Origin of the sequence: Maridesulfovibrio ferrireducens (genome assembly GCF_016342405.1) — a bacterium.
Lineage (GTDB): Bacteria > Desulfobacterota > Desulfovibrionia > Desulfovibrionales > Desulfovibrionaceae > Maridesulfovibrio > Maridesulfovibrio ferrireducens_A.
In genome coordinates this window covers 100,180-123,510 of the sequence record NZ_JAEINN010000010.1, presented here as the reverse complement: position 1 = coordinate 123,510, position 23,331 = coordinate 100,180, and the positions used below count along the sequence as shown (strand labels likewise).

Annotated in this window: 20 protein-coding genes and 1 riboswitch; of the genes, 9 read left to right on the top strand and 11 right to left on the bottom strand. The window is 41.3% G+C overall.

Features of this window, described 5'->3' with window-relative positions; genetic code table 11:
• Positions 1-2 precede the first annotated feature (2 nt).
• The 6 genes from JEY82_RS12185 to JEY82_RS12160 all read right to left on the bottom strand — a co-directional run bounded on the left by JEY82_RS12185 (position 3) and on the right by JEY82_RS12160 (position 5,412).
• Positions 3-779 carry a thiazole synthase gene (locus JEY82_RS12185; protein WP_304085793.1) on the bottom strand — a complete coding sequence of 259 codons (777 nt, stop codon included), beginning with the start codon at positions 777-779 and terminating at the stop codon, positions 3-5.
• 8 nt (positions 780-787) lie between these two features.
• Positions 788-988, bottom strand: a complete 201-nt coding sequence (thiS, locus tag JEY82_RS12180) for a sulfur carrier protein ThiS (protein WP_304085791.1) — start codon at positions 986-988, stop codon at positions 788-790.
• 63 nt (positions 989-1,051) lie between these two features.
• Positions 1,052-1,154, bottom strand: a riboswitch (TPP riboswitch).
• A 98-nt stretch (positions 1,155-1,252) separates the two neighbouring features.
• Positions 1,253-2,026: an ABC transporter substrate-binding protein gene (locus JEY82_RS12175; protein ID WP_304085847.1), complete on the bottom strand. Its 774-nt coding sequence runs from the start codon at positions 2,024-2,026 to the stop codon at positions 1,253-1,255.
• A gap of 134 nt (positions 2,027-2,160) precedes the next feature.
• Positions 2,161-2,901 carry an ABC transporter substrate-binding protein gene (locus JEY82_RS12170; RefSeq protein WP_304085789.1) on the bottom strand — a complete coding sequence of 247 codons (741 nt, stop codon included), beginning with the start codon at positions 2,899-2,901 and terminating at the stop codon, positions 2,161-2,163.
• 49 nt (positions 2,902-2,950) lie between these two features.
• On the bottom strand, positions 2,951-4,273 hold the full coding sequence (locus tag JEY82_RS12165; protein ID WP_304085787.1) for a M48 family metalloprotease: 1,323 nt from the start codon (positions 4,271-4,273) through the stop codon (positions 2,951-2,953).
• Between the two features lie 77 nt (positions 4,274-4,350).
• A complete protein-coding gene (locus JEY82_RS12160; RefSeq protein ID WP_304085785.1) occupies positions 4,351-5,412 on the bottom strand; it encodes an HDOD domain-containing protein in 1,062 nt (353 codons plus the stop codon).
• Between the two features lie 185 nt (positions 5,413-5,597).
• On the opposite strand from JEY82_RS12160, the gene JEY82_RS12155 reads away from it, so the two are divergent.
• From JEY82_RS12155 to fetB, 3 genes are read left to right on the top strand one after another with little or no spacing between them, the layout of a single operon-like run.
• Positions 5,598-7,685: an AsmA family protein gene (locus tag JEY82_RS12155; RefSeq protein WP_304085783.1), complete on the top strand. Its 2,088-nt coding sequence runs from the start codon at positions 5,598-5,600 to the stop codon at positions 7,683-7,685.
• A 32-nt stretch (positions 7,686-7,717) separates the two neighbouring features.
• The gene (locus JEY82_RS12150) at positions 7,718-8,407 is read left to right on the top strand and encodes an ABC transporter ATP-binding protein (protein ID WP_304085781.1); all 690 of its coding nucleotides are present in this window, start codon (positions 7,718-7,720) and stop codon (positions 8,405-8,407) included.
• Positions 8,407-9,192 carry an iron export ABC transporter permease subunit FetB gene (gene fetB / locus JEY82_RS12145; protein ID WP_304085779.1) on the top strand — a complete coding sequence of 262 codons (786 nt, stop codon included), beginning with the start codon at positions 8,407-8,409 and terminating at the stop codon, positions 9,190-9,192. The genes JEY82_RS12150 and fetB overlap by 1 nt, the downstream gene beginning before the upstream one ends.
• Before the next feature lie 69 nt (positions 9,193-9,261).
• Here the strand turns inward: fetB and JEY82_RS12140 are convergent, their stop codons facing one another.
• Entirely contained in the window at positions 9,262-10,989 is a 1,728-nt protein-coding gene (locus JEY82_RS12140; RefSeq protein ID WP_304085777.1) for a hypothetical protein, read from the bottom strand.
• Between the two features lie 325 nt (positions 10,990-11,314).
• On the opposite strand from JEY82_RS12140, the gene JEY82_RS12135 reads away from it, so the two are divergent.
• The 3 genes from JEY82_RS12135 to JEY82_RS12125 are packed head-to-tail and all read left to right on the top strand — an operon-like array spanning position 11,315 to position 14,047.
• Positions 11,315-12,589 carry a diguanylate cyclase gene (locus JEY82_RS12135; protein WP_304085775.1) on the top strand — a complete coding sequence of 425 codons (1,275 nt, stop codon included), beginning with the start codon at positions 11,315-11,317 and terminating at the stop codon, positions 12,587-12,589.
• A 39-nt stretch (positions 12,590-12,628) separates the two neighbouring features.
• The gene (locus JEY82_RS12130) at positions 12,629-13,279 is read left to right on the top strand and encodes a carbonic anhydrase (protein ID WP_304085773.1); all 651 of its coding nucleotides are present in this window, start codon (positions 12,629-12,631) and stop codon (positions 13,277-13,279) included.
• A 45-nt stretch (positions 13,280-13,324) separates the two neighbouring features.
• Positions 13,325-14,047 carry a glycosyltransferase gene (locus JEY82_RS12125; protein ID WP_304085771.1) on the top strand — a complete coding sequence of 241 codons (723 nt, stop codon included), beginning with the start codon at positions 13,325-13,327 and terminating at the stop codon, positions 14,045-14,047.
• 21 nt (positions 14,048-14,068) lie between these two features.
• Here JEY82_RS12125 and JEY82_RS12120 read toward each other — a convergent pair whose 3' ends face one another.
• The 4 genes from JEY82_RS12120 to JEY82_RS12105 form a co-directional block, all read right to left on the bottom strand.
• On the bottom strand, positions 14,069-14,542 hold the full coding sequence (locus tag JEY82_RS12120) for a transporter suffix domain-containing protein (protein WP_304085769.1): 474 nt from the start codon (positions 14,540-14,542) through the stop codon (positions 14,069-14,071).
• Positions 14,543-14,592: 50 nt separating this feature from the next.
• Positions 14,593-15,063, bottom strand: a complete 471-nt coding sequence (locus tag JEY82_RS12115; protein ID WP_304085767.1) for a YhcH/YjgK/YiaL family protein — start codon at positions 15,061-15,063, stop codon at positions 14,593-14,595.
• An 85-nt stretch (positions 15,064-15,148) separates the two neighbouring features.
• Positions 15,149-15,751 carry a peroxiredoxin gene (locus tag JEY82_RS12110; protein ID WP_304085765.1) on the bottom strand — a complete coding sequence of 201 codons (603 nt, stop codon included), beginning with the start codon at positions 15,749-15,751 and terminating at the stop codon, positions 15,149-15,151.
• A gap of 27 nt (positions 15,752-15,778) precedes the next feature.
• A complete protein-coding gene (locus tag JEY82_RS12105) occupies positions 15,779-16,333 on the bottom strand; it encodes a peroxiredoxin (protein ID WP_304085762.1) in 555 nt (184 codons plus the stop codon).
• Between the two features lie 237 nt (positions 16,334-16,570).
• On the opposite strand from JEY82_RS12105, the gene JEY82_RS12100 reads away from it, so the two are divergent.
• The 3 genes from JEY82_RS12100 to JEY82_RS12090 all read left to right on the top strand — a co-directional run bounded on the left by JEY82_RS12100 (position 16,571) and on the right by JEY82_RS12090 (position 23,326).
• Positions 16,571-18,760 carry a methyl-accepting chemotaxis protein gene (locus JEY82_RS12100; protein ID WP_304085760.1) on the top strand — a complete coding sequence of 730 codons (2,190 nt, stop codon included), beginning with the start codon at positions 16,571-16,573 and terminating at the stop codon, positions 18,758-18,760.
• 462 nt (positions 18,761-19,222) lie between these two features.
• Entirely contained in the window at positions 19,223-20,818 is a 1,596-nt protein-coding gene (locus JEY82_RS12095; RefSeq protein ID WP_304085758.1) for a SulP family inorganic anion transporter, read from the top strand.
• Between the two features lie 339 nt (positions 20,819-21,157).
• Entirely contained in the window at positions 21,158-23,326 is a 2,169-nt protein-coding gene (locus JEY82_RS12090; RefSeq protein ID WP_304085757.1) for a transporter substrate-binding domain-containing protein, read from the top strand.
• Positions 23,327-23,331 lie beyond the last annotated feature (5 nt).

Here is a 23,331-nt window from a genome sequence, read left to right as displayed (position 1 = left end):
GCCTAATCCTCGCTCAAAAAGCCGGTAAGAGGAGATGAAGCCATTGCTTGGCGGTGTTTTGCTCCGGGGCCGGAAAGGTATGCTTCGCGTCCAGCTTTAACAGCCCGGCCGAAAGCTTTTGCCATTGTGACGGGATCACAGGCTGTAGCAATAGCAGTGTTGACCAGACATGCGTCAGCACCCATTTCCATTGCTTCGCATGCTTCAGAAGGACGGCCTATGCCCGCATCAACGATGATGGGCAGGGAGATTTCTTCAATTAGGATGCGTACCATTTCACGGGTTTGGAGGCCGCGGTTTGTTCCGATAGGTGAGCCGAGAGGCATAACAGCGGCAGCTCCGGCGTCAACCAGAGAACGTGCTATGTAGAGGTCAGCATTGACGTACGGCAGAACAATGAAACCTTCTTTGGCAAGAATTTCGGTGGCTTTGGCTGTCTCGTATCCGTCAGGTAAAAGATATTTGTTGTCTGAGATAACTTCGATTTTTATCCAGTCTCCGCATCCCATAGCTCTGGCTAAACGGGCGATGCGTACAGCTTCATCGGCTGTTCTTGCTCCGGAAGTGTTGGGCAGAAGCTGCATGTGCTTAGGAATAAAATTAATGACATTGTCAGTTTTTGATTCAAGATCAACCCGGCGTAGTGCGACGGTGATAATCTCAGAACCGGAAGCTTCGCATACAGCAGGAATAATTGAATCATCGGCAAATTTGCCTGTACCGCTAAGTAGGCGACTGTTAAATTTGCGACCACCGAGTTCAAAAAGATCTTCGCTCATTGTGTTTTTCATCCTCCGCCAACGAAACGGAGTACTTCGAGATGATCTCCGTCGTTTAGCATTGTATTACAGAAAGTGTCGGAAGGGATTATTTCCTTGTTCAATTCAACAACGACTGTGTCCGCAGCTATTTGCTTGGAATCAAGCAGTGCAAGTACGCTCGTATTGTTGTTTATTTCGGTTCTTTCCCCATTCAGTATGACAATCATAATTTGCTCCGGCAAAAAAAAAGCGCTTACCTTAAAAAAGGTAAGCGCAAATAGAAAAAGCATAAGAATCTATTGCAGCTTCCCTCCGGCAGAATTACCCGCATCAGGTTCGAAGGGACAGGCGTTAATGCCATCTCAGTCTAAAAAGACGCCCCTAGCTGATAAAAATGTATGTTAATCTATTTGGGTTGTAAAGAGGAAAAGTGAAAGCGAAGAGTTTAGTCCGAAAAGTAGAACTTGTATGTGTGGAGATTATAATATTTTTTATTTCCCATATTTTTTAAAAATTTCAGCCAGTTTCCCCTCATTTCTAATATTATCAAAGACTGTTTGCAATATTGCTATTACGGAATCAGGTGTTTCTTTATTAAATGCGTAATATACACTGTTTTTATCAAGTACAAAAACAGATTCAAAATTATTAGGATTGAGTCCTGCTTCTTTACACGAATTGAGAGTGGATTCTTTACTCTGAGCGGCAAGGTCTACTCTTCCAACTGATAGTTTTATTATATTTTGTAAGGTTGATGATACCTGATCAAAATCTTTGGAGTTCATGTCAGCATTTTTTACGAGCAGGTCTTCGATAACATCTTTTCTGATTGTCCCTATGCGGTATTTTTTAAGATCTTTAAATGAGTTAATTTTTATGTGCCTGTTTTTTAGGGCATAAAAATGGTATTTTGTGTTAAAAATTGGGCCGACCCATTTAAACATATGTTCTCTTTCTTCGGTCCTTGTTGTTGAAAAAAGAAGAGTGTTGGTGTTTTTTTGAAGCATTTTATAGGAACGGGCCCAAGGATATAGTTTTATGTCATTTCGTGCCTGCGTAGAACCTGCTCTTTCTAACATAAGCATAAGCACATCGGTTGATATACCTTCTATCGTCCCGTTTTTTCGGAAATTATAAGGTTCCCATTCTTCTGTTATAAGTGTGAGTTTGGGAAAGGATTCAGCATAGACTGTAGAAGGTAAAATAAGAAAACATAGAAGAATTGATAATAATAGATAAAGGTTAAACTTTTGTAAGTGCATCATACCTTCCAAATCTTTTTGATATTTTTAAATGATAACATCATTGATAGCGTGTACACACTTACTAACAGATTAAGTCTGGAAAAAACAAGTGAGTTTTGGTGGAAGGTTACAATTAACCTCTTCTAATTATAAAATTACATCCTGCCAAGTGTTCCAAATTCCTTTTGAATAATTTCTTCGCGGATTTGCTGTATCCTTCTTTCTTTTTGCATTTGTTTCAGCACTGCTGTCAGTTTGGGAACGAGGTTGGAGTGTTTTTTATTGAGGTAGTGATAAACAGGGAAGCTTTCAAGAGGTGGTTCAGTAAGCTTTATTTCGGTTGGTCCGGCTTTTCGTAAAATAATCAATCCGGCAATTCTTGCGACAATAGCCGCGTCAATTCTGTTTATTTCAAGCATTTTGATCATTTGATCATGTGTGTCTAATTCGAAGACTTGAGTGCAACCGGCCTTTGCTGTTTTTTCTTTTGTAAAAGCCACCCCACGGTAGATTCCTATTCTGAACGGGGCAAGTGATTGCCAGTCTGTAAAGGGAGGGGATGATTTATTAGTGAGAACCATAGATTCAATGTTGTTCACAGGGACATGAATCATTGTGAGGTTGGGATATTTATTATCGAGTCCTTTTTTTTTGAATAATTCACCATCCACAATGCCTGAATCGGATGAGTGTAATGCACGCAGGATCGGATAATGTTTTAGTTCTATTTCAATTCCGATACGTCCATATGCTTCTTCAAGGACTTTAAAGCTTATATCAGAGTTAATGGATTCAATACCTGAAAAGACAAGTTTTTCCGCGGCATGTGCAGAAAATGGCGTAGCAAAATACAATAGTGCCATTATGAGGAGTGTAAAAGTTGCCTTGCGGTTCATTAATGTCTCCATCTAAAGTTAAATTTATTTATAGAATTAACTTGGCTTGCTATTGCGTATATCCCCATGAACTAAGCCGTCCATATGCGTGCTTAGCATATTTGCCTTCACGATTGTTTTGGAGGAATTTGTAATATTCACTCGCGGCCATGCGGCGGTTTCCTAAAGCTTCGTAGGAAATTCCTTTGAAAAAAGTAATCATGGAGTTGCCGGGCAACCTTTTATCGTACCCATTAAAATCAACTAATGCCTGTTTATATTGCTTTGTTTCAAAGTTTAATATTCCCGCAATCTGGAGAGCCTGTGCTTCGGCCGGATAAACATTCTTGGCGTGTTCAGCAAATTGTATTGCTTCTCTGTTTTTGTTCTGTGCCATTTGACATTTAGACATGAGCAACAGCCCTACATAATCGCTTGGCGCAATTTTGAGGGCTTTGGAAAAGTGTTCCTCAGCGTTTACAAAAGCCCTTTTGCTCATGGATTCTTCACCTTTTTGCATCTCTTCAATGGCAGGCTGGATTTTGCGGATGGAGGCGATGTTGTCCATGTATCGTTCACGCAGAATTTTACCGTGCTTACCGGCGTAGGTTGTGTTGCGTTGTTTAACTGCGTCGTCGTAGCGTTCTCTGCTCATGGGGTGGGAGGCAAACATCTGCTGTACGAATGAAGGTTCCGTTTTGTGCAGCTTATTGAGCTCATCCATAAGGCCGACCATACCTTCCGTGTCATATCCCGCTTTGTTCATATAGTTCATGCCGAGGCTGTCCGCCTGTCGTTCGTCGGCACGGGAATAGTTGGCGAGAAGCAGGCTTGCACCTATTCCGCCAAGTCCGGCTGCCAGCGGGGCAAGGTCGCTGTTCTGTGTCGCGAGAACTCCGGCACCTATGGCGAGAACACCCTGAGTTGCCATGCTGGAACTCATGCGTGCGGCTGTGTGTCTTGCATTTACGTGGCCTATTTCGTGACCTATCAGCGCGGCTAGTTCTGCTTCGTTTTCGAGCTTGAGCATAATACCGCGGGTACAGGCAATGCTGCCGCCGGGAAAAGCGTACGCGTTGACGTAATTGGCATTCACGCAGCGGAAATTATAGGGCATGTCCGGTCTGTGACTGGTGGCGGCGAGAGATTGCCCCACCTGTGTGACGTATTGATTGATTTCACTGTCCTGCACAGCGCCATAGTCGGCAGAAAATTGATGAGGCGAGTTCTGTTTGTCGAGCTGTATTTCTTCTTGCTTTGAAACTAGCATGAGCTGCTGTTCACCGGTAACGGGATTAACAGCACATCCGGTAAGAACACCTAACGTGCCCCCGGCAATCAGTTTAAGCGCTTGTCTTCTGGATATCTCTTCTGTTGCTTTTGTCTTGGACATGCTTCCTCCGGTGTCATTCATTATGCCCAAGATATCTCGACTTATGTGGTTTGGCAACCGCACGGCAGGAGGGTTTTTTATTCTGGGGTCAGTATTTTAAAAGTTTCACCAATCAATATTTTAAATTCAGGAATCAGTTCTTTAATTTGCTCAGCAGTTATTTCTATATTTTTTAATGCGTCTTTATTTAAATTGCCTATAGTCGTTGACAATCCAAGTTCATAGCCAAGAGCTCTGGCGATGTAATCAGCAATATGGACAACTGCGGCTTCAGGATCTGTTTTGATTATTTCCGGATCGTGATGACCGGTAGCGGCTCTTATAAGTGTTTGCGGAAGATCCCAGTCTTTGCTGATAATTCCTCCCAGAACCGCATGATTAAATCCCAGCACTTCCGTTTCTGCTTCATAAAAACTTATTTGCCTTGTTTCGGCGACACGAATCAGTTCGAGAGCAAGACTTTTTTCACTTTCAAAAATTATTTGAACTCCAATGTCGTGGAGAAGACCCGACACAAAGAAATGTTCAGGATCGCCAAGTTTTGCCGTGCGGGCAATTTCCTGAGCAATTATTCCGCAGGCTATGGAGTGTTTCCAGAATTTTTCAAGTTCAAGAACGGCAACTTCAGACTTTTTAAACATACTGAGTGACACTGTTCCAAGAGATAAAAGCCCCGCCTTTTTTAAGCCCAAAACAGCAACTGCTTTGCTTGGCGTGTCAATCTTCTCGCTAAGATTATATATGCTACTGTTGGCAAGGCGCAGTACTGCCGCAACTAGTTTAGGGTCTTTGCTGATTACTGCAACTAGATCATCAATAGTACTTTGGGGATCGTTAATGACACGTTTAATTTGAATTAAAACTTGCGGTAAAGAAGGCAGCACGACTTTCTTTTTCCTTAAAAATTCAAGAGGGCTTGAAGGCTTTGTACCATTCCAAGGCTCAATAGATAAAAGCTGAGGTTTTTGTTTGAACTCATCGGGGTTATCAACCATGTCATGGTAAACCCTTTCATTTGCATCTTCTTTCAACATTTTTACTATTTTACAGTCACTGTCTGACTGGTAGAAAATATGTTCGACATACTCTTCTGCTGCTTTCTTAGTCTCTGAATTAATGTTATTTTTATTGATAGTCATTTTTATTAGCCGTAGTTAATTAGGTGTAGTTGATTGATAATTTAGTGTCAGCGAGTAGATATTGATTTAAATAACTCTTTATTTATATAGCGGACATAGGTTGGAACATCAATTAAAGACGATACATGCTTAAATGGTAAACCGCTCTTTATAATTATCGCGTGATATAACTTTCAGGAGGGGACATGTCTTTTTTCAGGGCTATTCGCATACTTTTATTAACGGGTTTAAGTTTGGTGGTTCTGACTGTCCTTTCTGTTGCCGCAATCCTTTTTTTTGAGATTCCGGTTGATGCTACTTTGCTTAAACCTTCTTTGGAAAAAGTATCTTCCTATGCCTTAGGTCGCAAAGTTACATTCGGCGGAGAGCTTAAGTTTGTTACGTCCCTCAGTCCCGCTATTGAAGTTGCTGATGTTACTATAGCCAACCCCCCCGGTTTTTCAGATAAAAATTTTGCTGTTCTGAAATTCGCAAGACTGCATGTTAATGCCCTAAAATTATTGGCTGCGAAGATTGAAATTCACGAGCTTACGGTTGAAGGGATTCGACTTAATCTTGAAAGTAAGCAGGACGGTTCCGTTAATTGGGATATGGAGATCAAAGGTACCGGAGCCACGGATCATCTGAAAATTGAACCTGAATCTGCGGATCTGAAATCTGCGAAGAATCATTTAGAGCTGACCTCCGATTCTTTAAGCATCCAGAAAATTTTATTTAAAGATATTCAAGTTACCGAAATAGTTCCCGGACTAAGATCAGAGTATCGTATTGATGAATGCAATGGAGCTGGTAGGGCCGGGGAACCTTTTTATCTGGATTTTAAGGGGATAATAGGTGCGCATCCTTATACTATTGGTGTGAAGGTCGGATCTCTTTCAGAATTTTTAGCAACGCAGAAAAGCTGGGCGGAAATAAATGGTGAGATTGCCCGGACTCAGTTCGCTCTGACTGGAGAAGTACAACTTCCATCTTCAACCGGATTTGCCAATCTAAGTGTTTCAGTAAAGGGGGAGAATCTAACTACTTTAAATTCTTTACTTAAAGTTGACCTTCCTCCTTTTAAAAATTACGGAATCATTTGCGAATTGAACGCACGAAAAGGTAAGGCCAGTCTGCGAAAACTGGATGTGCGGGTAGGGGAAAGCAGGTTGGTCGGTAGCGGAAGTTTATCTAATTATATCGCTAAAGTGCCCGGGACAAAGGCGAAACCGGACATAAAAACGCAGCTTACAGCCGAATTGATTCAGCTTGATGATTTTAATTTGGACGGCTGGTCCCCTTCCGGTGGAAGTCAGGATGAGCCATCCGTTAATGCTACTTCGAAAATTGATGTTGAGGTGGATTCCGGCTCTGAGGTCAGACATCTTTTAAGTCCCGAACTTATGAACAGTCTGGATGCCCAGTTTAAATTTGAAGCAAAGGAAGTTAAAAAAGGTAAGAGCAGTCTTGGGCGCGGAGTGCTGGCTATAACTCTTAAAAACGGCGTGCTCTCCATTGATCCTCTGGATTTATATATCCCCGGGGGCGCAGCTCACTTTGACGGAACCTTTGCTATAACAACACAGGGAGTTAATGCCGGCATTAATGCTCTGATAGATAAATTCGATTACGGTATTATAGCCCGAGAAGCCAAACCTGATACGGATATGGGCGGGCTTATCAGTTTGGATATTTCTTTAAAGTCCGAAGCACCGGATTTTAATTCTATTATGGAATATGCAAATGGTCATTTCCGCATCGGTGCCAAGCCTCAGAATCTTGAGTCAGGAATTATTGATCTTTGGGCAGTAAACCTGTTTACCGCTGTTATGGACAGTGTGGAAAAGGAAAAGTCAAAAATAAACTGCGCTATACTTCAAATGGGCATTAAGAACGGTATGATGGATTCCGAATCCATTGTGGTTGATACGTCAAAGATGCGAATCTTTGGAAAGGCCGCGATTGATTTTAAGAAGCGCAATATTGACCTTGAAGCCGCACCTACACCGAAGCGGCCTGAGTTTTTCAATCTTGCGACTCCGGTGGCTGTTCACGGGACCTTTAAAGACTTCGGCATCAAACTCAGTGCGTTGAATCTTGTCGGCACAGTTGTTTCGTTTGTCGTCAGTCCGGTTGTCGTGCCTATAGAGCGTATATTTGTGAAAGACCTTCCCGTTGACGGCTCTGATGTATGTTTTATGGATTTTACGAAACAGGAAAGTTTTTCTGATAATATGAAGAATGCAACTGCTCAGCCCCGCCGTGTGATCAAGAAGAAAGGTAAGGTTAAATAGGGCTGGGTTTAAACAATATAACCGAGACAAAAATGAACATTCCACAACCGGATGAAGTTGAGCAGGGCGTTCCTGTTCTAGAATTTAAAAACGTGAATTTCAGTTGGCCCGATGGGCTTGAGTTGAATGATATCTCTTTTGCTGTGCCTGCGGGGCAATTTGTTCTGATTTCAGGGCCGTCCGGTGCGGGCAAGTCTACTTTACTTCGTCTTGCCGTCCGGCTGGAAGAAGTACAGCAGGGCGCAATTCTTTTGCGCGGTACTTCAATTGATACTTTCTATCCGCCGGAACTCAGAACCAGAATCGGCTTTGTTCAGCAGACTCCTATTGTTCTGCCCGGTAGTGTTCGTGATAATCTCCTGATGCCGTTCACTCTGCAAATCAGAAAGAAATCCATCACTCCAGATGATAAATTTCTCATGGTATGGATGGAAAAACTTGCTCTTGAGGGAGTTTCGCTTGATGCGGAAGCCAGTTCTCTTTCGGTGGGGCAACGGCAGAGAATATGTCTTATCAGGTCTGTTTTGAGTAAGCCGGATGCTATTTGTTTTGATGAGCCTACAAGCTCGCTTGACCGCGAAAGCCGGGAACGGGTTGAGGAAGTTGCGGAAGATCTGGCAAAGCAGGAGATTGCCATATTAATGGTAAGTCACACCAGCTATCACCCGACATGTCCGCATATGCATATTACCGTGGCAGACGGCAAAGTTGAGGTGCTCTGATGACAACTTCTTTTATATCTATTTCATGGCCGCAATTAATGATTGCGCTTAGTCTTGTGACTATTTCGGGCGCAGTTTCAGTATTTTATCAATTGAAACTGGAGAAAGATCTTGCCATAGGTGCCGTTCGTACTTTCTTGCAGCTGTTTGCAATGGGCTATCTGCTGAACGCTCTTTTCGGGCTTAATAATGCCTTGCTGGTGATGGGGTTGTACGCTGTAATGGCTTTCTTTTCCGTGCGTATTGTTCACGGGCGGGTAAAGGAAAAAAGTGTATCTTATCTGTTTCCTACAACGGTGGCAGTTCTTTTCAGCTGCACTCTTATTACCGCGTTGGTGACAAAAGTAGTTATCGGCGCTGATCCGTGGTGGACTCCTCAATATTTTATTCCGATTGGCGGCATGGTGGCGGGAAATTCTATGAATGCTCTTGCTATCTCGCTCGAGCGGTTGTTTTCTGAACTTAGAAATCGTCGCGATGAAGTGGAAATGATGCTTTGTCACGGAGCGGATTTTAAGGAAGCCACGGTCGATATTTTTCGTAAAGCTTTGCGCGCGGGCATGATTCCGTCGATTAACGCTATGATGGGTGTAGGGCTGGTTTCAATTCCCGGTATGATGACAGGTCAGATTCTGGCAGGAGCAAATCCTGAAGAGGCTGTGCGCTATCAGATTGTCGTCATGTTTATGCTTGTTGCTTCGACTGCGCTTTCATCGATTATTGTGCTTCTGCTGGTACGGAGACGTTGTTTTTCTTCTGCTATGACCTTGGTTCTTAAAAAATAGATTATGGGCACAAGAATCCTAGCTCCAGCTAATTTAGCTTAGTCTTTTCAGGAATTAATCATATGGAGCTTATGCCGGATCAAATTTAACTTTATACTCATGATTTTTAGGGCCTGAGTTTTTATCGCTTAAAGATCTGAGTATAGATCGGCTGTCTTCGAGTGTTAGGCCTACTTCACCGCTCATCGCTTTGGATGCGGCGTTTGCCTGAACATCGTGCTCGGTAACTCCTCCTTCGTAAAGTTCACTGACGTGCTGTTTGTCGTAGCCTGTCCCCTGTGTTGCATTGGTTCGGGTAAGAAGTTTATCCGAACCTTTTTTTACTTCTTGAATATATTCATAAGATTCAATGCTGGCTTGTTTTTTGAGGGATCCGTTTTCATAACTTTCGTCGACATGGCTGGTTCTATGCATGATGGGGCCGCTATAGTCTTCGCTGAGAGCTCCCCCGGTGCGAAAGGCAATATCTTTTTGTCCGAAGTTTTCTATCGCTGATTCTTTGTCTTCCTGCCGTGCAGCCAGTTCTCCGTTTTTATAAATTTCATTTTCCCATGAGATACTGTATGGTCGGTCGTCTTCTCCGTATTTTGATATGTTTTCCGAACTGTTAAATGATCCTGAGTTTATTTGATCTGCAATTGAATTGTTGTAAAATTCTGCTTTGGATGAACTTTCCATTAGAGGTACGGCAAGTAATTCTATCGCTGTTTTTGTTTTGGGTGTGGCATATTCTTTTTCTTCTAGGCCAAGAGTTTTCAGTAATGTTGCACTGGATGGCAGCCCTTTATGAGGGGTTTCTTCCATAGAAAGTGAACCGGAACTTTTTTTGACCAGATCTCCCTTATTATACCAGGACACGGACATTTTTTGTTCAATCTTGCCATCAGTTGTATCTTTGTCATTCACGTTGCTTGCATTAAAAGATGATTCGCGTAGAAGGTCTCCGTTTGAATCATAGTTCTGCATTGTGACTGAAAGTCCATTTGAATGACTGAGTTCTCCGGTTGTCCATTTTTCTCTTCCATTAACACGTTTACTTGAACGGTTGGTTATATTCACAAAGTCTGCATTATTGTTGATTACAACACTTCTGGAAATATTACCGTTTGCAAATTCTTGAATGGATGCAAAATATTTAGTTGTGTGAGTATCTTTAGTTGCCCTTTCGGTAATTTTATTTAGATCGGAAGATTGAGCTTTAGTTAAATCTGTAATCATCCGGGAGAGGGGCTTTTCTGTGGAACCTTTTTCGGCAGGGTCGATATATTCACTGTGGAGGCGCATATGATCACTCATCTGTCTGGTCATTTCGCCGTTTTCAAACCATTTAATATCTCGGCTTATTTTGGCGGATGTTCCTTTTTTGCCGCCATCCATTGTTTTCAAGGACGTATTTATTGTTTGAGTTAATTTGCCGTTATCATCATAAATTTCTGTTTCCAGAACAGCTCCTTCGGCTGTGATATCTCCTTTTACAGAGCGGATGAGTTTGTCGCCGTCATATTCGAGAATTTCCAGTTTCGTCCCGTCTATTGTTACGACCTGTTTATTACCGTTTTTTAGAAGTGTGGTCCCTGAATCTAAGCCGGAAAGCATTTTCCATGAATCTGCCGGAGTGGATTCAGTTTTGGAAGATGTATTGTATTTCTCTATAGCCTCCGAGGATATTGTAACTTTATCTATTCCCTGATTTTTTTTTAGGGCCGTTTCGAGCGTAATTTGGTTGTTGTCTTTATCAGGAGAATATACAGAAAAAGGCTGAATGTTCGCTGTGATATAATTTATCGAGTCTGTCATAATAAAATTATCCTTATTTTACAGTATAGTTCTTGTTTTGATTGATTTGTATAATACTGTGATAGTGGTAACAATATCGGAGGCTCTTAATATAACTTAATGGTGCTGATATAAAAAATAACAGATAGGGGGAGGCACCTTGTTTTATATATAAACTGAGTTAGGCTCTAAAAAATAAAACTCTGTGTTACGTTATTTTGTCGTTCAACTAAAATTATAATCAGGCAACTTTGTTATGGTTTTGTAAAAAAGTGGCAGGATTTAACTTTCTTTGTTATTAATTAGTACTAAGTCTGCTTTTTTTGCAGATTGTTAGAAACGTTTAATGACTAGGCTGCCTATGTTGAATGATAAAAATATACTTAAAAGGTATCTTTTATTTGTCTGTTTAGTCGTCGGGCTTTGCATGGCGGGGCTTTTCCTTGCTTTGGCTTTGCGTAATAAGATTCTTCTGCAAGATCAGTTGATAGTGCAAGCGCGTGCAAATTTTAGAAACATTGTACTTACGCGTCAGTGGATAGCTCGGCACGGTGGTGTCTATGTACTCAAGAGACCCGGTGTGGAGTCTAACCTTTATTTAGAACATCCAGATCTTCTTGCCGCTGACGGGCGTATGCTTACTTTGAAGAATCCTGCTCTCATGACTCGTGAGATTTCCGAGCTTGCGGGTAAAGATGATCTCTTCGTGTTTCATATCACCAGCCTGAATCCTTTGAACCCTGATAACGCTCCCGATTCTTTTGAATCTCAGTCTTTGCAGTCCTTTAAAGCCGGAAAGAAAGAGACTTTTCTCGTTGAAGATGATGTAAACGGGGGGCGCTTGCGTTATATGGCTCCTCTGATGGTAGATAAGTCCTGCCTGGTCTGTCATGGCAAGCAGGGATATTCAGTTGGGCAGGTGCGTGGCGGCATCAGTATTTCCTTTAAGCTTGATGAAATAAATAAGTCTTTGCATCATAATTATATTGTTATTGTAGCTCTTGGGCTTGTCACTGTCGGTGTTTTGCTGCTCATTCTGTGGCTTTTCTTTCGCAATATGCAGCAGCGTCTGGACAAGACTCAGGCCTTGTTAAAGAGGATGGCAACAATTGACGCCCTTACAAATGTAGCTAACCGTGCATCTATTCTGAACCGTCTTACCGAAGGGTTTGCCCGTCATCGGAGAAAGCTTGTTTCACTTGGCTGCCTTATGATTGACGTGGATTTTTTCAAGTCGGTTAATGATAACTTTGGTCATCAGAAGGGAGATACTGTTCTGAAGGAACTTGCCAGTTTAGTCTCCGACTCCCTGCGTCCGTATGACTCTTTTGGGCGTTACGGCGGAGAAGAGTTTCTTCTCGTGCTGGATGGGGCCGATGCGGACAGTTTAGCTTTTGTGGCCGAACGCGTCAGGGCGATGATTGAGGAAAAATTAGGAAAGCAGTCTGATCTGTCTGTCCCTGTGACAGTCAGTATAGGTGCCACGTTGGCAACTTCGGCGGATCAGTCAATTGATGATATTATTCTTCGCGCTGATCTTGCATTGTATCAAGCTAAAGATCAGGGGCGTAACCGGGTGGTTCTTTTGCTGGGAGAAAATTCTGATGATTCTGCGGATTGAAATTAACTGTAACCGTTTATATAATAAGTATTAAAAAATATGAAAGAGATTCGTAAATTTATCAATGGGTTCAAGAATTTTCGTGATGAATATTATTTTCGTGAAGATTCCCCTTTTATTGAATTGCAAAAGCATCAGAATCCCTCGACGATGGTTATAGCGTGTAGTGATTCACGAACAGATCCTTCCCTGATTCTGCAATGTGAACCGGGTGAAATATTTGTTGTACGGAATATTGCGAACATTGTTCCCCCCTATGAACCTGACAGTAAGCATCACGGGGTTTCTTCTGCGCTTGAATATGCTGTGAAGTTTCTTAAAGTTCAAAATATAATGATTCTTGGGCATAGTTCCTGTGGTGGTATTAAATCTCTGATGGAAAATAAAATTTCGGACGAAGATGAATTTATCAGCATGTGGCTTTCCATTTTAAGTTCTGTACGGGATAAAGTTTTTGCTCAGTATCCGACTTTAAGTGTTGAAGCGTGTACAGCCTGCGAGATGGCAGGAATTCTGCATTCCATGAATAATCTTCTGAGTTTCCCGTGGGTTGCGGAGCAGGTTAAGAATGGCAATCTGGAAATTCATGGCTGGTACTTTGATCTTAAAGACGGTCAGCTTCTAAGCTATAATGATGAAAGTCATCTGTTCGAACCATTAACTTTATCCTATTTGAATGTGAAAGGTTAGGTTGTCAGCCTGATTGAACAATAGGGTTAGCTTGGGAGAAATGGTTTGGAATTCAGTCATTTTGTAATCACGCGTTTTAATGTAAATATCTATCCTAAAGATTTTTCTGCACGTCTGGAGGAGACTTGGCTTTCTCTGCGTCTTGATTATTTTCAGAGGTTTTGTTTTCCCTCTATTTGTGCGCAAGAGAATCAGGATTTTAAATGGCTGGTACTTTTCGATGAAAAGACTCCTCAGCTTTATAGAAAGCTTATTCAGGCTTACAGTAAGTATCCAAATTTTATTCCCTTATTTTGTGGAGAGTACTCCACTATTTTATCTCAAGTAAAAGCATGTATGCAGGATATGGCTCCTGATGCAAACTGGCTTCTCACAACCCGGCTTGATAGTGATGATGCTCTTGCAACCGGATTTTTTAAGGCTCTTCATAATATTGCAGGGTCTTTGAATGAGAGTCATCTGGGTGAGTCCGAGACGCTTTATATTAATTTCCCTAAGGGACTGCAGTATTTTGAAGGGAATTTTTACGACTTTGAAGACATTACTAATGCCTTTGTAAGTCTGATCGAACGCCCTGCCGACCCGCATACTGTTTTCTGGGTTGACCATCCCGCAATTTATGATGTTTCTCCAGTGATGCAGGTTCAAACTCGACCTTTGTGGCTGCAAAATGTTCACGAGACTAATGTGTATAATTACGTTCGCGGAAAACTTCTTGAACGCCCTGATTTTTCAAAAGATTTTAAATGCAGTTTTGATGATAACTAAAAGGGTTTAGTCGGCTTGGATTTACTCAGCGCCGGGCCAGTCAAAAAGATGCTTCAACCTATCCCAGAATTGACTGCCCAGAGTTACCATTGAAGTCATAAAGAGAAGTTCACTCAATATCAACGCCCCGGTAAGAATCCCGTGGTCCAAGGGCAAGAAGAATATTTCACTAAACAGAACGTAGTAATATGGTAGCAAGCTCGCTATCATTAACCCTACCCCTATGCGGTGTCTGATTCTGCTTATGTGTTTAAGGCTGGGTGTTCTTTTGAATATACTCATAAAACGGGTCTTCATAAGTAAGATGAATTCTTTGCCTAAAAGAGCCGCCGCACCGAGAAATGCAACTTCTCCCGTTGCTAGAAATATTACGGCAAAAGTTCCTGATTTGGCGATGTCGACATCAATAAACGGGAGCATTGCAAAGACAAAGAACGGCAGAAAGCTGTAACTGATAAGAATAATTCCCAGATAATATTTCCAGTCTTTGTTCATCGTGCTCACCTTAAATAGTAAAAGTGGTTATTTGAATGTTTATTAATAACCTAAGATACAAGCGCACTCACAGCTATTTTAACGACAACTTTTTTCACAGCTTCCGGTTTATTGCCAACGGCGAGTCCCGGCATATGTCCGTCTTCCGGGAAAAAGGCCATGAACATTCCCGGAACAAGCCTGGACAGGCTAGGTGTTACGGGGAGCGGTTTCAAAAATTCCACGTCACGCTCAGGATCATAAATAATTTCCGTCTCCAGACTTGGTAAGTCGGCCCAGCCAAGGATTTCCCGTCCGGAAAGCAGAAATTGAATATCCACATATTTGCGGTGAGCCTCAAAGCGTCCTTCGTCTTGAAGCTTGGTATGGTATTCACTTACCTGTGCAAAGACTTTCTCTCCGTCGATCACACATCTGCCCGGTTCAATAGAAATATCGAGCTCACGGAGAAACTCAAAAGCTTTTTCCCATGCAGGTCCGAAGTTATATATTGAAAACTGTTTCAGATTGTCTAAAATCATGATGTTTTTCTGCCTGTTTTTACCATCTTTAGTCCGGCTAGTTTAAATCAATTAATAGTTTGCATCGTGATTTTATCAAGACTTTTTATTTATTAATTTTTCTGAGTGAACGGATAATTTCGCCTAAATCAGGACGGGTATTTATGTCGTGAACATCAATGTAGCGGATGATTCCTTTTTTATCTATTATGAAAATTGCACGCTCAGTGGTTCCGTCAGTTCTAAGAACTCCATATAATTGTGCAACTTTGCCGTGAGGCCAAAAATCAGAGAGTACGGGGAACCATACTCCGCCTTCATTCATCTGGCGTGTCCATGCATATTGGGTCGGAATATTGTCTGCTGTAATACCTAGTAGGATTGCATCATTCTGTTCAAAAAGATCCTGTGCAATATTGTATCCGGGCCATTGATCCGAGCATATTGGAGTGAATGCCGCGGGGACAAAGGATATTACAACATTTTTTTTACCATGAAAGGATGAAAGTTGCACAGCTTTACCAGCAAGAGATGGCAGAGCAAAGTCTGGTGCGGTTTCACCGACAGTAATATTAAGAACGCTGTCCACAGGTTTAAGTTTGCCGGTTTGATAAACAAGTTCGGCAGGAACTTTCGCCCATGAAGGTGCGGCGCATACACATATCAGAAGTGCGGCAAGTAAACTATAAAGACGTATGTATTTAGTCATGCTTGTTCCTCTATTTTTTTAGATTTTCTAATGTCTTGCGGCTTTTTGCAGACTTATCAGAAACTGCTTGGGATCTTTCATTCTTCCCGCAAAAGATGAAACAGTTTTAAGTATATTTTCTTCACTTAGGTCAACCATAAAAAAATGCGGAGTTCCGGGCTTTCCGACTTCTTCATGTATTTCAAAATCAAGATCATCAAAAAGTGGAAATTCTACTTGGTATTTTTTTCTGAAAAAATTTACTTCAAAGTCAGAATTTCCAACGCCAACACCTATAAGCTTTATGCGGGCATTTGATTTGGACTTTTTGAGGGCCGTAAACAATTTGTTAACGCTTGGAGCTTCCGCCTGACAGTGTGGGCAGTACATGCTGAAAATTTCAATAATAACAAAGTCGGCATCAATATCTTTAATCTGCCACGGGCCATTGTCGGATAATCCAAGGTAGGAAAGCTGAGCTGCGGTCTGGTTGCCAGTCAGGGTAATGTCGGGGAAGTCTTCTCCCTTCTGCATAGGTTCAGCAAAGGCGGCTCCGGCAAACAGAAAGACAGTTACTATTGCGGCTGATAAATATCGAAACATGGTTGCACCTCTTAGTTTTTAATCTCAAATAATGACCGCAAGAATAGAGAATAGTCCAGTGTTAAAATATTAGATTCGGTCTGGCACCGGTTGAAGTTTTTCAATCAGGGCAGGATATATAATAATCAAATCGAATGTTTTTATTGAACTGATATAAAAAAGAGGTATATTGTATATAGTCTGCATTGTTTTTTATGTAGGTTGGTTTCATGGGAATCATAACTCAGGAGTGAACAAATGTTGAAGAATGCTAAGCTTGGAGTTAAATTGGGGCTCGCTTTCGGCCTAATTATTACACTTCTGGTTGTTGTGATTTCTGTTGATCGCTATGCCGCTAATTCTATGTCTTCGGGATTTAAAAAGCATATGGAAGTGGACATGGCTATTGGTCTTCACGCGGGTCGTATTGAGTCTTTGATGCTTCAAAGCCGTCGAAACGAAAAAGATTTTATGCTTCGGATGGATAAAAAATATCTGGCGAGACTTGATGAAAACATCGCGCAATTGACTGACCAGGCAAAATCAATTGTCAGGTTAGCCGGTGAGAATGGAAATACAGAGATTGAAGGATTAGCTTCCGGTGTAATTGGTTTTGCATCCAGTTATAAAAGTTCATTTCGGAAGCTGGTTGAGGCTTATGAGACAAAAGGGTTGGACCCTAAATCCGGTTTACAGGGGGAGTTCAGAGGCGCGGCTCATGCATTGCAGAATTTTTTCGGAGAAAGGAATGTAGACGAATTGTACATTTCTCTTTTGCAGATTCGCCGTTATGAAAAGGACTATATCCGCACCGGTTCTCCTAAGTATAAAGATAAATGGTTGAGCGCTATCACTATATATGAAGAGCAGCTTAACGTTAGTAAGTGTTCTGATTCTGCTAAAGTCGAACAGCAGAAGGGGCTCAAAGAATATTCTGACGCACTGAATGATTATTTGAGAAATCCTGAAGCCAGTTATACGGAAACTATGCGTTCTGCCGCTCGCATTATGGAGCAGGCTCTTGGTTCCATATACATTCCCAATGGTAATGCTCTTATACTTTCGATCCGCAAAGAGGAAAAAGACTATATTCTAAGAGGTGCTAAAAAGTACGCATCAAATGTAGAAGCCGGATTAGAGCGTTTGACTGAATCTGTGAATCTTTCTGAAATCTCGGATGCAGATAAGAATGAATCTAAAGCTTATGTTGCAAAATATGAGAAGGCTTTTAATTCTCTCGTTGAAGAAGACATAATTATCACTGAATTGACATCTGCGATGCGTGCGGAAGTTCATAAAATTGAACCTGCTGTTGACAGTATTTCAAAAAAAGCAATGGCGCTTGCTGATGAAACTGCGAAAAGAACTGCTGAGCATGTTGATATGCTTGGAACTATAAGTATAACCATAGGAATTTTGGCCATTGTTGCAGGAATTTTGTTTGCATGGTGTATCGTAAAAATAATTACCGGGCCTATTATCAAGGCTGTAACGTTTGCTCAGGAAATTAGAAGAGGAAATCTTACTGCAACGGTTGATATTCATCAGAAGGATGAAATTGGAATGCTTGCTGATGCATTAAGGCAGATGGGTGGGAAGCTGGCGGATATAGTATCTGATATTACCGGCGCATCTCAGAATGTCACAGCGGGAAGTGAAGAATTGTCATCTTCGTCCTCTGTGATGGCTCAAGGCTCTACAGAACAAGCTTCTTCAATTGAGGAAATTGCGGCATCAATGGAAGAGATGGGGGCGACGATAAGGAAAACCGCTGATAATGCAAAAGAGACTGAAAGGATTGCAGTTGAATCCTCTAAAGACGGTGAAGAAAGCGGGGTAGCTGTAGCTCAAACTGTTGAAGCTATGAAGAATATTGCAGAGAAAATTTCAATTATTGAGGAGATTTCACGGCAGACAAATCTTCTTGCTCTTAATGCCGCTATTGAAGCAGCCCGTGCCGGAGAGCACGGAAAAGGTTTTGCTGTAGTTGCCGCAGAGGTGAGAAAACTTGCAGAAAGAAGCGGGCAATCCGCTGCCGAAATAAGTGAGTTGTCGAGTTCTTCTGTTGCCACCGCAGAGGCGGCCGGACGTATGCTTGAGAAGCTGGTTCCTAACATCAAGAAGACCGCTGATCTTGTTCAGGAAATATCAGCTGCCTCGGAAGAACAGAATTCAGGAACTCAGCAGATTTCAAAGGCTGTTGAACAGCTGGACATGGTCGTTCAACAGAATGCATCAGTTTCTGAAGAGATGGCTTCGACTTCTGAAGAGCTGGCGAGCCAGGCGCAGCAGATGCAGTCGTTAATGAGTTTTTTCAAGACAGATGATGAGTTCGGAGATTCTCCACCCATGCGGGCTTTGGGGCAAAAGCGTTCAACTCCAGAAAAGTTAGACGGTGCTTCTCTTGATTTGAGTGATGATCTCAGTTCTGAATTTAAACGGTTTTAAGCTCGGTTATTAAATGAGTTGCACCAGCCGTCTCGTGTTGACGGCTGGTGTTTTTGTTGAATAAATTATGCAATTTTGAATTGCGACGTGGAATATTGACTAAAGCTTTAAAGCCATATAATTACTGCCTGCTTGAGGATAAGTCTTATATTTATGCACACCGTTTCGATGTACCCCTCTTCCGTACTTCTTTCCGTTTCATAAGTAATAGCAATCATTTTAAATAAAGAGCCTTGTCAGGGGCTTTAATTACTATTGTAGTAATTAAGATATAATAGCGTTCTGTTCCGGATTGCCGGGGTTGTTTTTCTACGTGATCTTTTCGGCTTGGATTTTAAATATTTGATTGAAGGTCATAGGGGCGATTTTTTATCGCTCCATATTGCGCCGTATTGTGTTAGGCTGGGCCTGTGTGTCTCGTCTTTTTTTGTTAATAAATAAAAAGGAATTAAGGAATTATTGATGGAAGCCAGTCATACTTTAGTATCGAATTCAAAGGGCAGTATTCAAAGTGATATTTTTTCAGGGCTTACGGTGGCATTGGCATTAGTGCCGGAAGCAGTAGCATTTTCTTTTGTCGCAGGAGTTTCTCCGATTGTAGGCCTATACGGTGCATTCATGATGTGCATTATGACTTCCATTTTAGGTGGACGACCCGGCATGATTTCAGGAGCTACAGGAGCAATGGCCGTTGTTATGGTTAATCTGGTCCTAGAAGGAAATGCTTTGGGCGGAGCCGGTTCACATGCCGGACTTCAATATCTGTTTTTTACTTTGCTGCTGGTAGGTATTTTCCAAAGTCTGGCTGGAATATTCCGTTTAGGAAAGTTTATAAGAATGGTTCCAAGGTCCGTTATGATGGGATTCGTCAATGGGCTGGCAATTGTAATTTTTCTATCCCAGTTAAATATGTTTCAAGCTGAGGGCACATGGATTCAGGGAGAACCTCTCTGGATAATGATAGGATTGGTAGCTTTGACAATGGGAATTTTGTTCACAGTTCCTATGGTTTATAAAAAAGCTCCGGGCGCACTCATAGCCATAATCGCTGTTTCTCTTCTGGTTATTTTTGCTCAGATTGATACGGCAACAGTTCTTTCCTTTATTAAGGTTAATGGAGGCACAGGAATAAAAGCGGGGCTTCCTACTTTTGCAATCCCTCAGATTCCTTTCACTTGGGAAACTCTCACATTTGTTACTCCTTACGCCTTGATTCTAGCTGCCATCGGGCTGATTGAATCTTTAATGACATTAACTCTTATTGATGAATTGACTGACACTCACGGGAGCGGAAACCGTGAATGTATAGCTCAGGGTGTTGCTAATTTCACCAACGGGTTGTTCGGCGGAATGGGCGGATGTGCAATGATCGGGCAGAGTATCATCAATATTACTTCCGGTGGTCGCGGTCGTCTGTCCGGTATCACCGCCGCTGTTGCCTTGTTGTTCTTTATTTTGTTCACTTCAACTTATATTGAAATGGTCCCTATTGCCGCGCTGGTCGGTGTTATGTTTATCGTTGTCATTAAGACTTTTGCATGGAGCACATTCAATATAGTGAATAAAGTTCCTAAATGGGATGTTGCCGTTATCGTTCTGGTAACTTTTCTCACCGTCAAATATGATTTGGCTATTGCTGTAATCTGCGGTGTTATTATTTCCGCTATGATTTTTGCATGGGAAAATGCACTTAGAATTCGTGCAAGAAAGATTGTTGATGAGCATGGAATCAAACATTATCAGATATACGGGCCGTTATTTTTTGGTTCCACAACATTATTTCTAAGTAAGTTTGATGTGAAAGATGATCCTGATAATGTTATTATCGACTTTCAGGAATCACGTATAATGGATCAATCTGCAATTGAAATGGTCAATAAAGTTACCGAGCTGTATTTGCGGTCAGGCAAGACTGTTCATCTGTGGCATCTTAGCAAGGATTGTGTCCGCTTGATTAAGAAGGCGGAGAAGATATGTGTTGTCAACGTGCTGTCCGATCCTGACTACTTCGTCAGCGTAGATAATTATAATAAACTTCAGGATGAGTTAAAGGCATAGTATTCCTGATCATTTTACTAGCAATTATCAATTCAAAAAAGGCTTAGAAGATTAATCTTCTAAGCCTTTTTATTTTGTTTGTGTGTCTCGTCCTAAAATATATTTATGTTAAAATACTCAATTTGATGAAACTGTGTTGCATCAAATATATTTTATATGTAATTATATGCAAAACTTAATGCGTAAAAAATAAAAGTTTTCGAAAATTAAACTGTTACCAGATAGCAGTAATAGATGAGAGTAATAGCTTTTTTGTGTGGTCAATGATCATAATTATTGTTCTTAACGTAAAAGCATAGTATTCAGAGGAAAGACTTCATTATTAAAAATCGGGAATATATGAAAAATTTTGTTGTGTTTATATTGATTTTATTTTTTATTTCTTGTTTTTTATCCACCACCCCGGTTTGTGCTAATAAACCCTCGTCTCGTGTCGAACTTTCAGAAAAAGAGAAAGCCTTTATCAAAGCTCATCCTGTGATTACTCTGGGGACAGAGAAAGACTGGGAGCCGTATATCGTTGTTAACGAGGATGGTTCTATTTCTGGGTTTGATAAGGGAGTGCTCGATAAAATAAATGAACTGACTGGATCTAATTTTCAATTGTTGCCCGGAAAATGGGTCGAAATGCAGGAAAAGGCTAAATTGCGTCAGATTGACGGATTGAGTACGGGAGTCGTTCATAAGGAGCGTAAAGCATATCTCAATTTTTCAGATGCTTATTCAACTATACAAAAGATGGTACTAGTTCCGCTGGGAAATCCTAAAAATATTAAGTCTGATAGAGATTTAGATGGCAAAATTATTGCTGTCCATAAAGGTAATATGGCTGATGAAAAATTAGCCCGTTCGTTTAAGAATTCCAGTGTCTTAGAATGTGCGACTATAGAAGAAATGATTAAAACTGTTGTTAACAACAAAGCCGATGTTACATTTGGAAACGGTGGAACACTGTTTTCTGCAAACAAACTTGGTCTTCCATATTTGCAGATAGCATATCCTTTGGGCGAAGATCTTAAATTTGTTTTCGGAGTTCGTAACGACTGGCCCGAAGCAATCGGAATTCTTAATAAGGGACTTGCTGCAATTCCAGAATATGAAAAGAATCAACTACGCCGCAAGTGGCTTGTGGGTGATGTAAATCACGATCCATATATTGATTCTCTTAGATTTGATGCTGATGAAAGAGTTTATCTGTCAGAAATTGATTATATTTCCATGAGTATTGATCCTAGCTGGATGCCTTATGAACAAATAGATAGAAAAGATCAGAGTACAGGAATCACTGTAGATTTTATGAATATTTTATCGCAGAGGATAGGTAAGGAATTTAGGCTTATCCCTACTGATTCATGGGAACAGACTTTATTCTTCGCTCGTGAGCGTAAGTGTGACATTCTTCCATCTGCTATTTCTACCCCGACGCGTCGGGAATATTTAAATTTCAGTTCTTCATATATATCTTTTCCGTTGGTTGTGGCGACTGCTCTTGACAAAATGTTCATAGATGATTTTGAGAGCGTTGCTGATCAAACTTTTGCCGTTACCAAAGGATACGCCGCAATTGAATTGTTACGTAATAAGTATCCGAATATAAAAATTGTCGAGGTTGAAGACGCACTTAGTGGGCTTGAAAAAATCCATGAAGAAGGGGTTTCGGGATATATTGATACTGTCCCTGCAATCAGCTATCAAATTCAAAAAAACGGTATGTTTGATGTTAAAATTTCCGGGCAGGTGGGATTGAACTATGACCTGTCTGTCGGGGTCAGAAATGACAGGCCTCAATTGTTATCAATTTTGAACAAGGCTATTGCTTCTATTTCACATGAAGAGCGACAGAATATTCTTAATCGCTGGATATCTGTTCGTTATGATAAGGGAGTGGATTATTCGCTGCTTTGGAAGGTTTTAGCCGTGGTGACTTCTTTTATTTTGCTGCTGCTGTACCGATATAATATTATTTCAAGGTATAACAAGAAGCTTTTGTTAATGAATTCAAAACTGGATTCTCTCTATAAAACTGACAGGTTAACGCAAGTTTTTAATAGATATATGCTTGATAGTGAAATGGAAAGGGAACTTGCACGGTCCGTCCGTTATGATACGCCTTTTTCCGTGATTTTGTTGGATATAGATTATTTTAAAAGAGTTAATGACATATATGGCCATCACGCAGGGGATGCCGTTCTCGTGGCAATTTCATCATTGCTTTCAATCAGCGTAAGAGAGACGGATGTTCTTGGTCGTTGGGGAGGCGAAGAGTTTTTGATTATCTGTCCGGAAACTAAGCTTGACGGTGCAACACTGCTTGCAGAGAAACTGCGCGGAAAAATTGAAGAGTTGCATTTTCCGGTGATGAAAGAAAACGTCACAGCAAGTTTAGGTGTGGCGGCTTATGTAAAGGGGGAAACAGGTGAAGCCCTTATTAAACGAGCTGACGCGGCCCTTTACAAAGCAAAAGATGGTTCTCGAAATTGTGTTATCGTTGCAAAAATCACTCTTTAAGATGT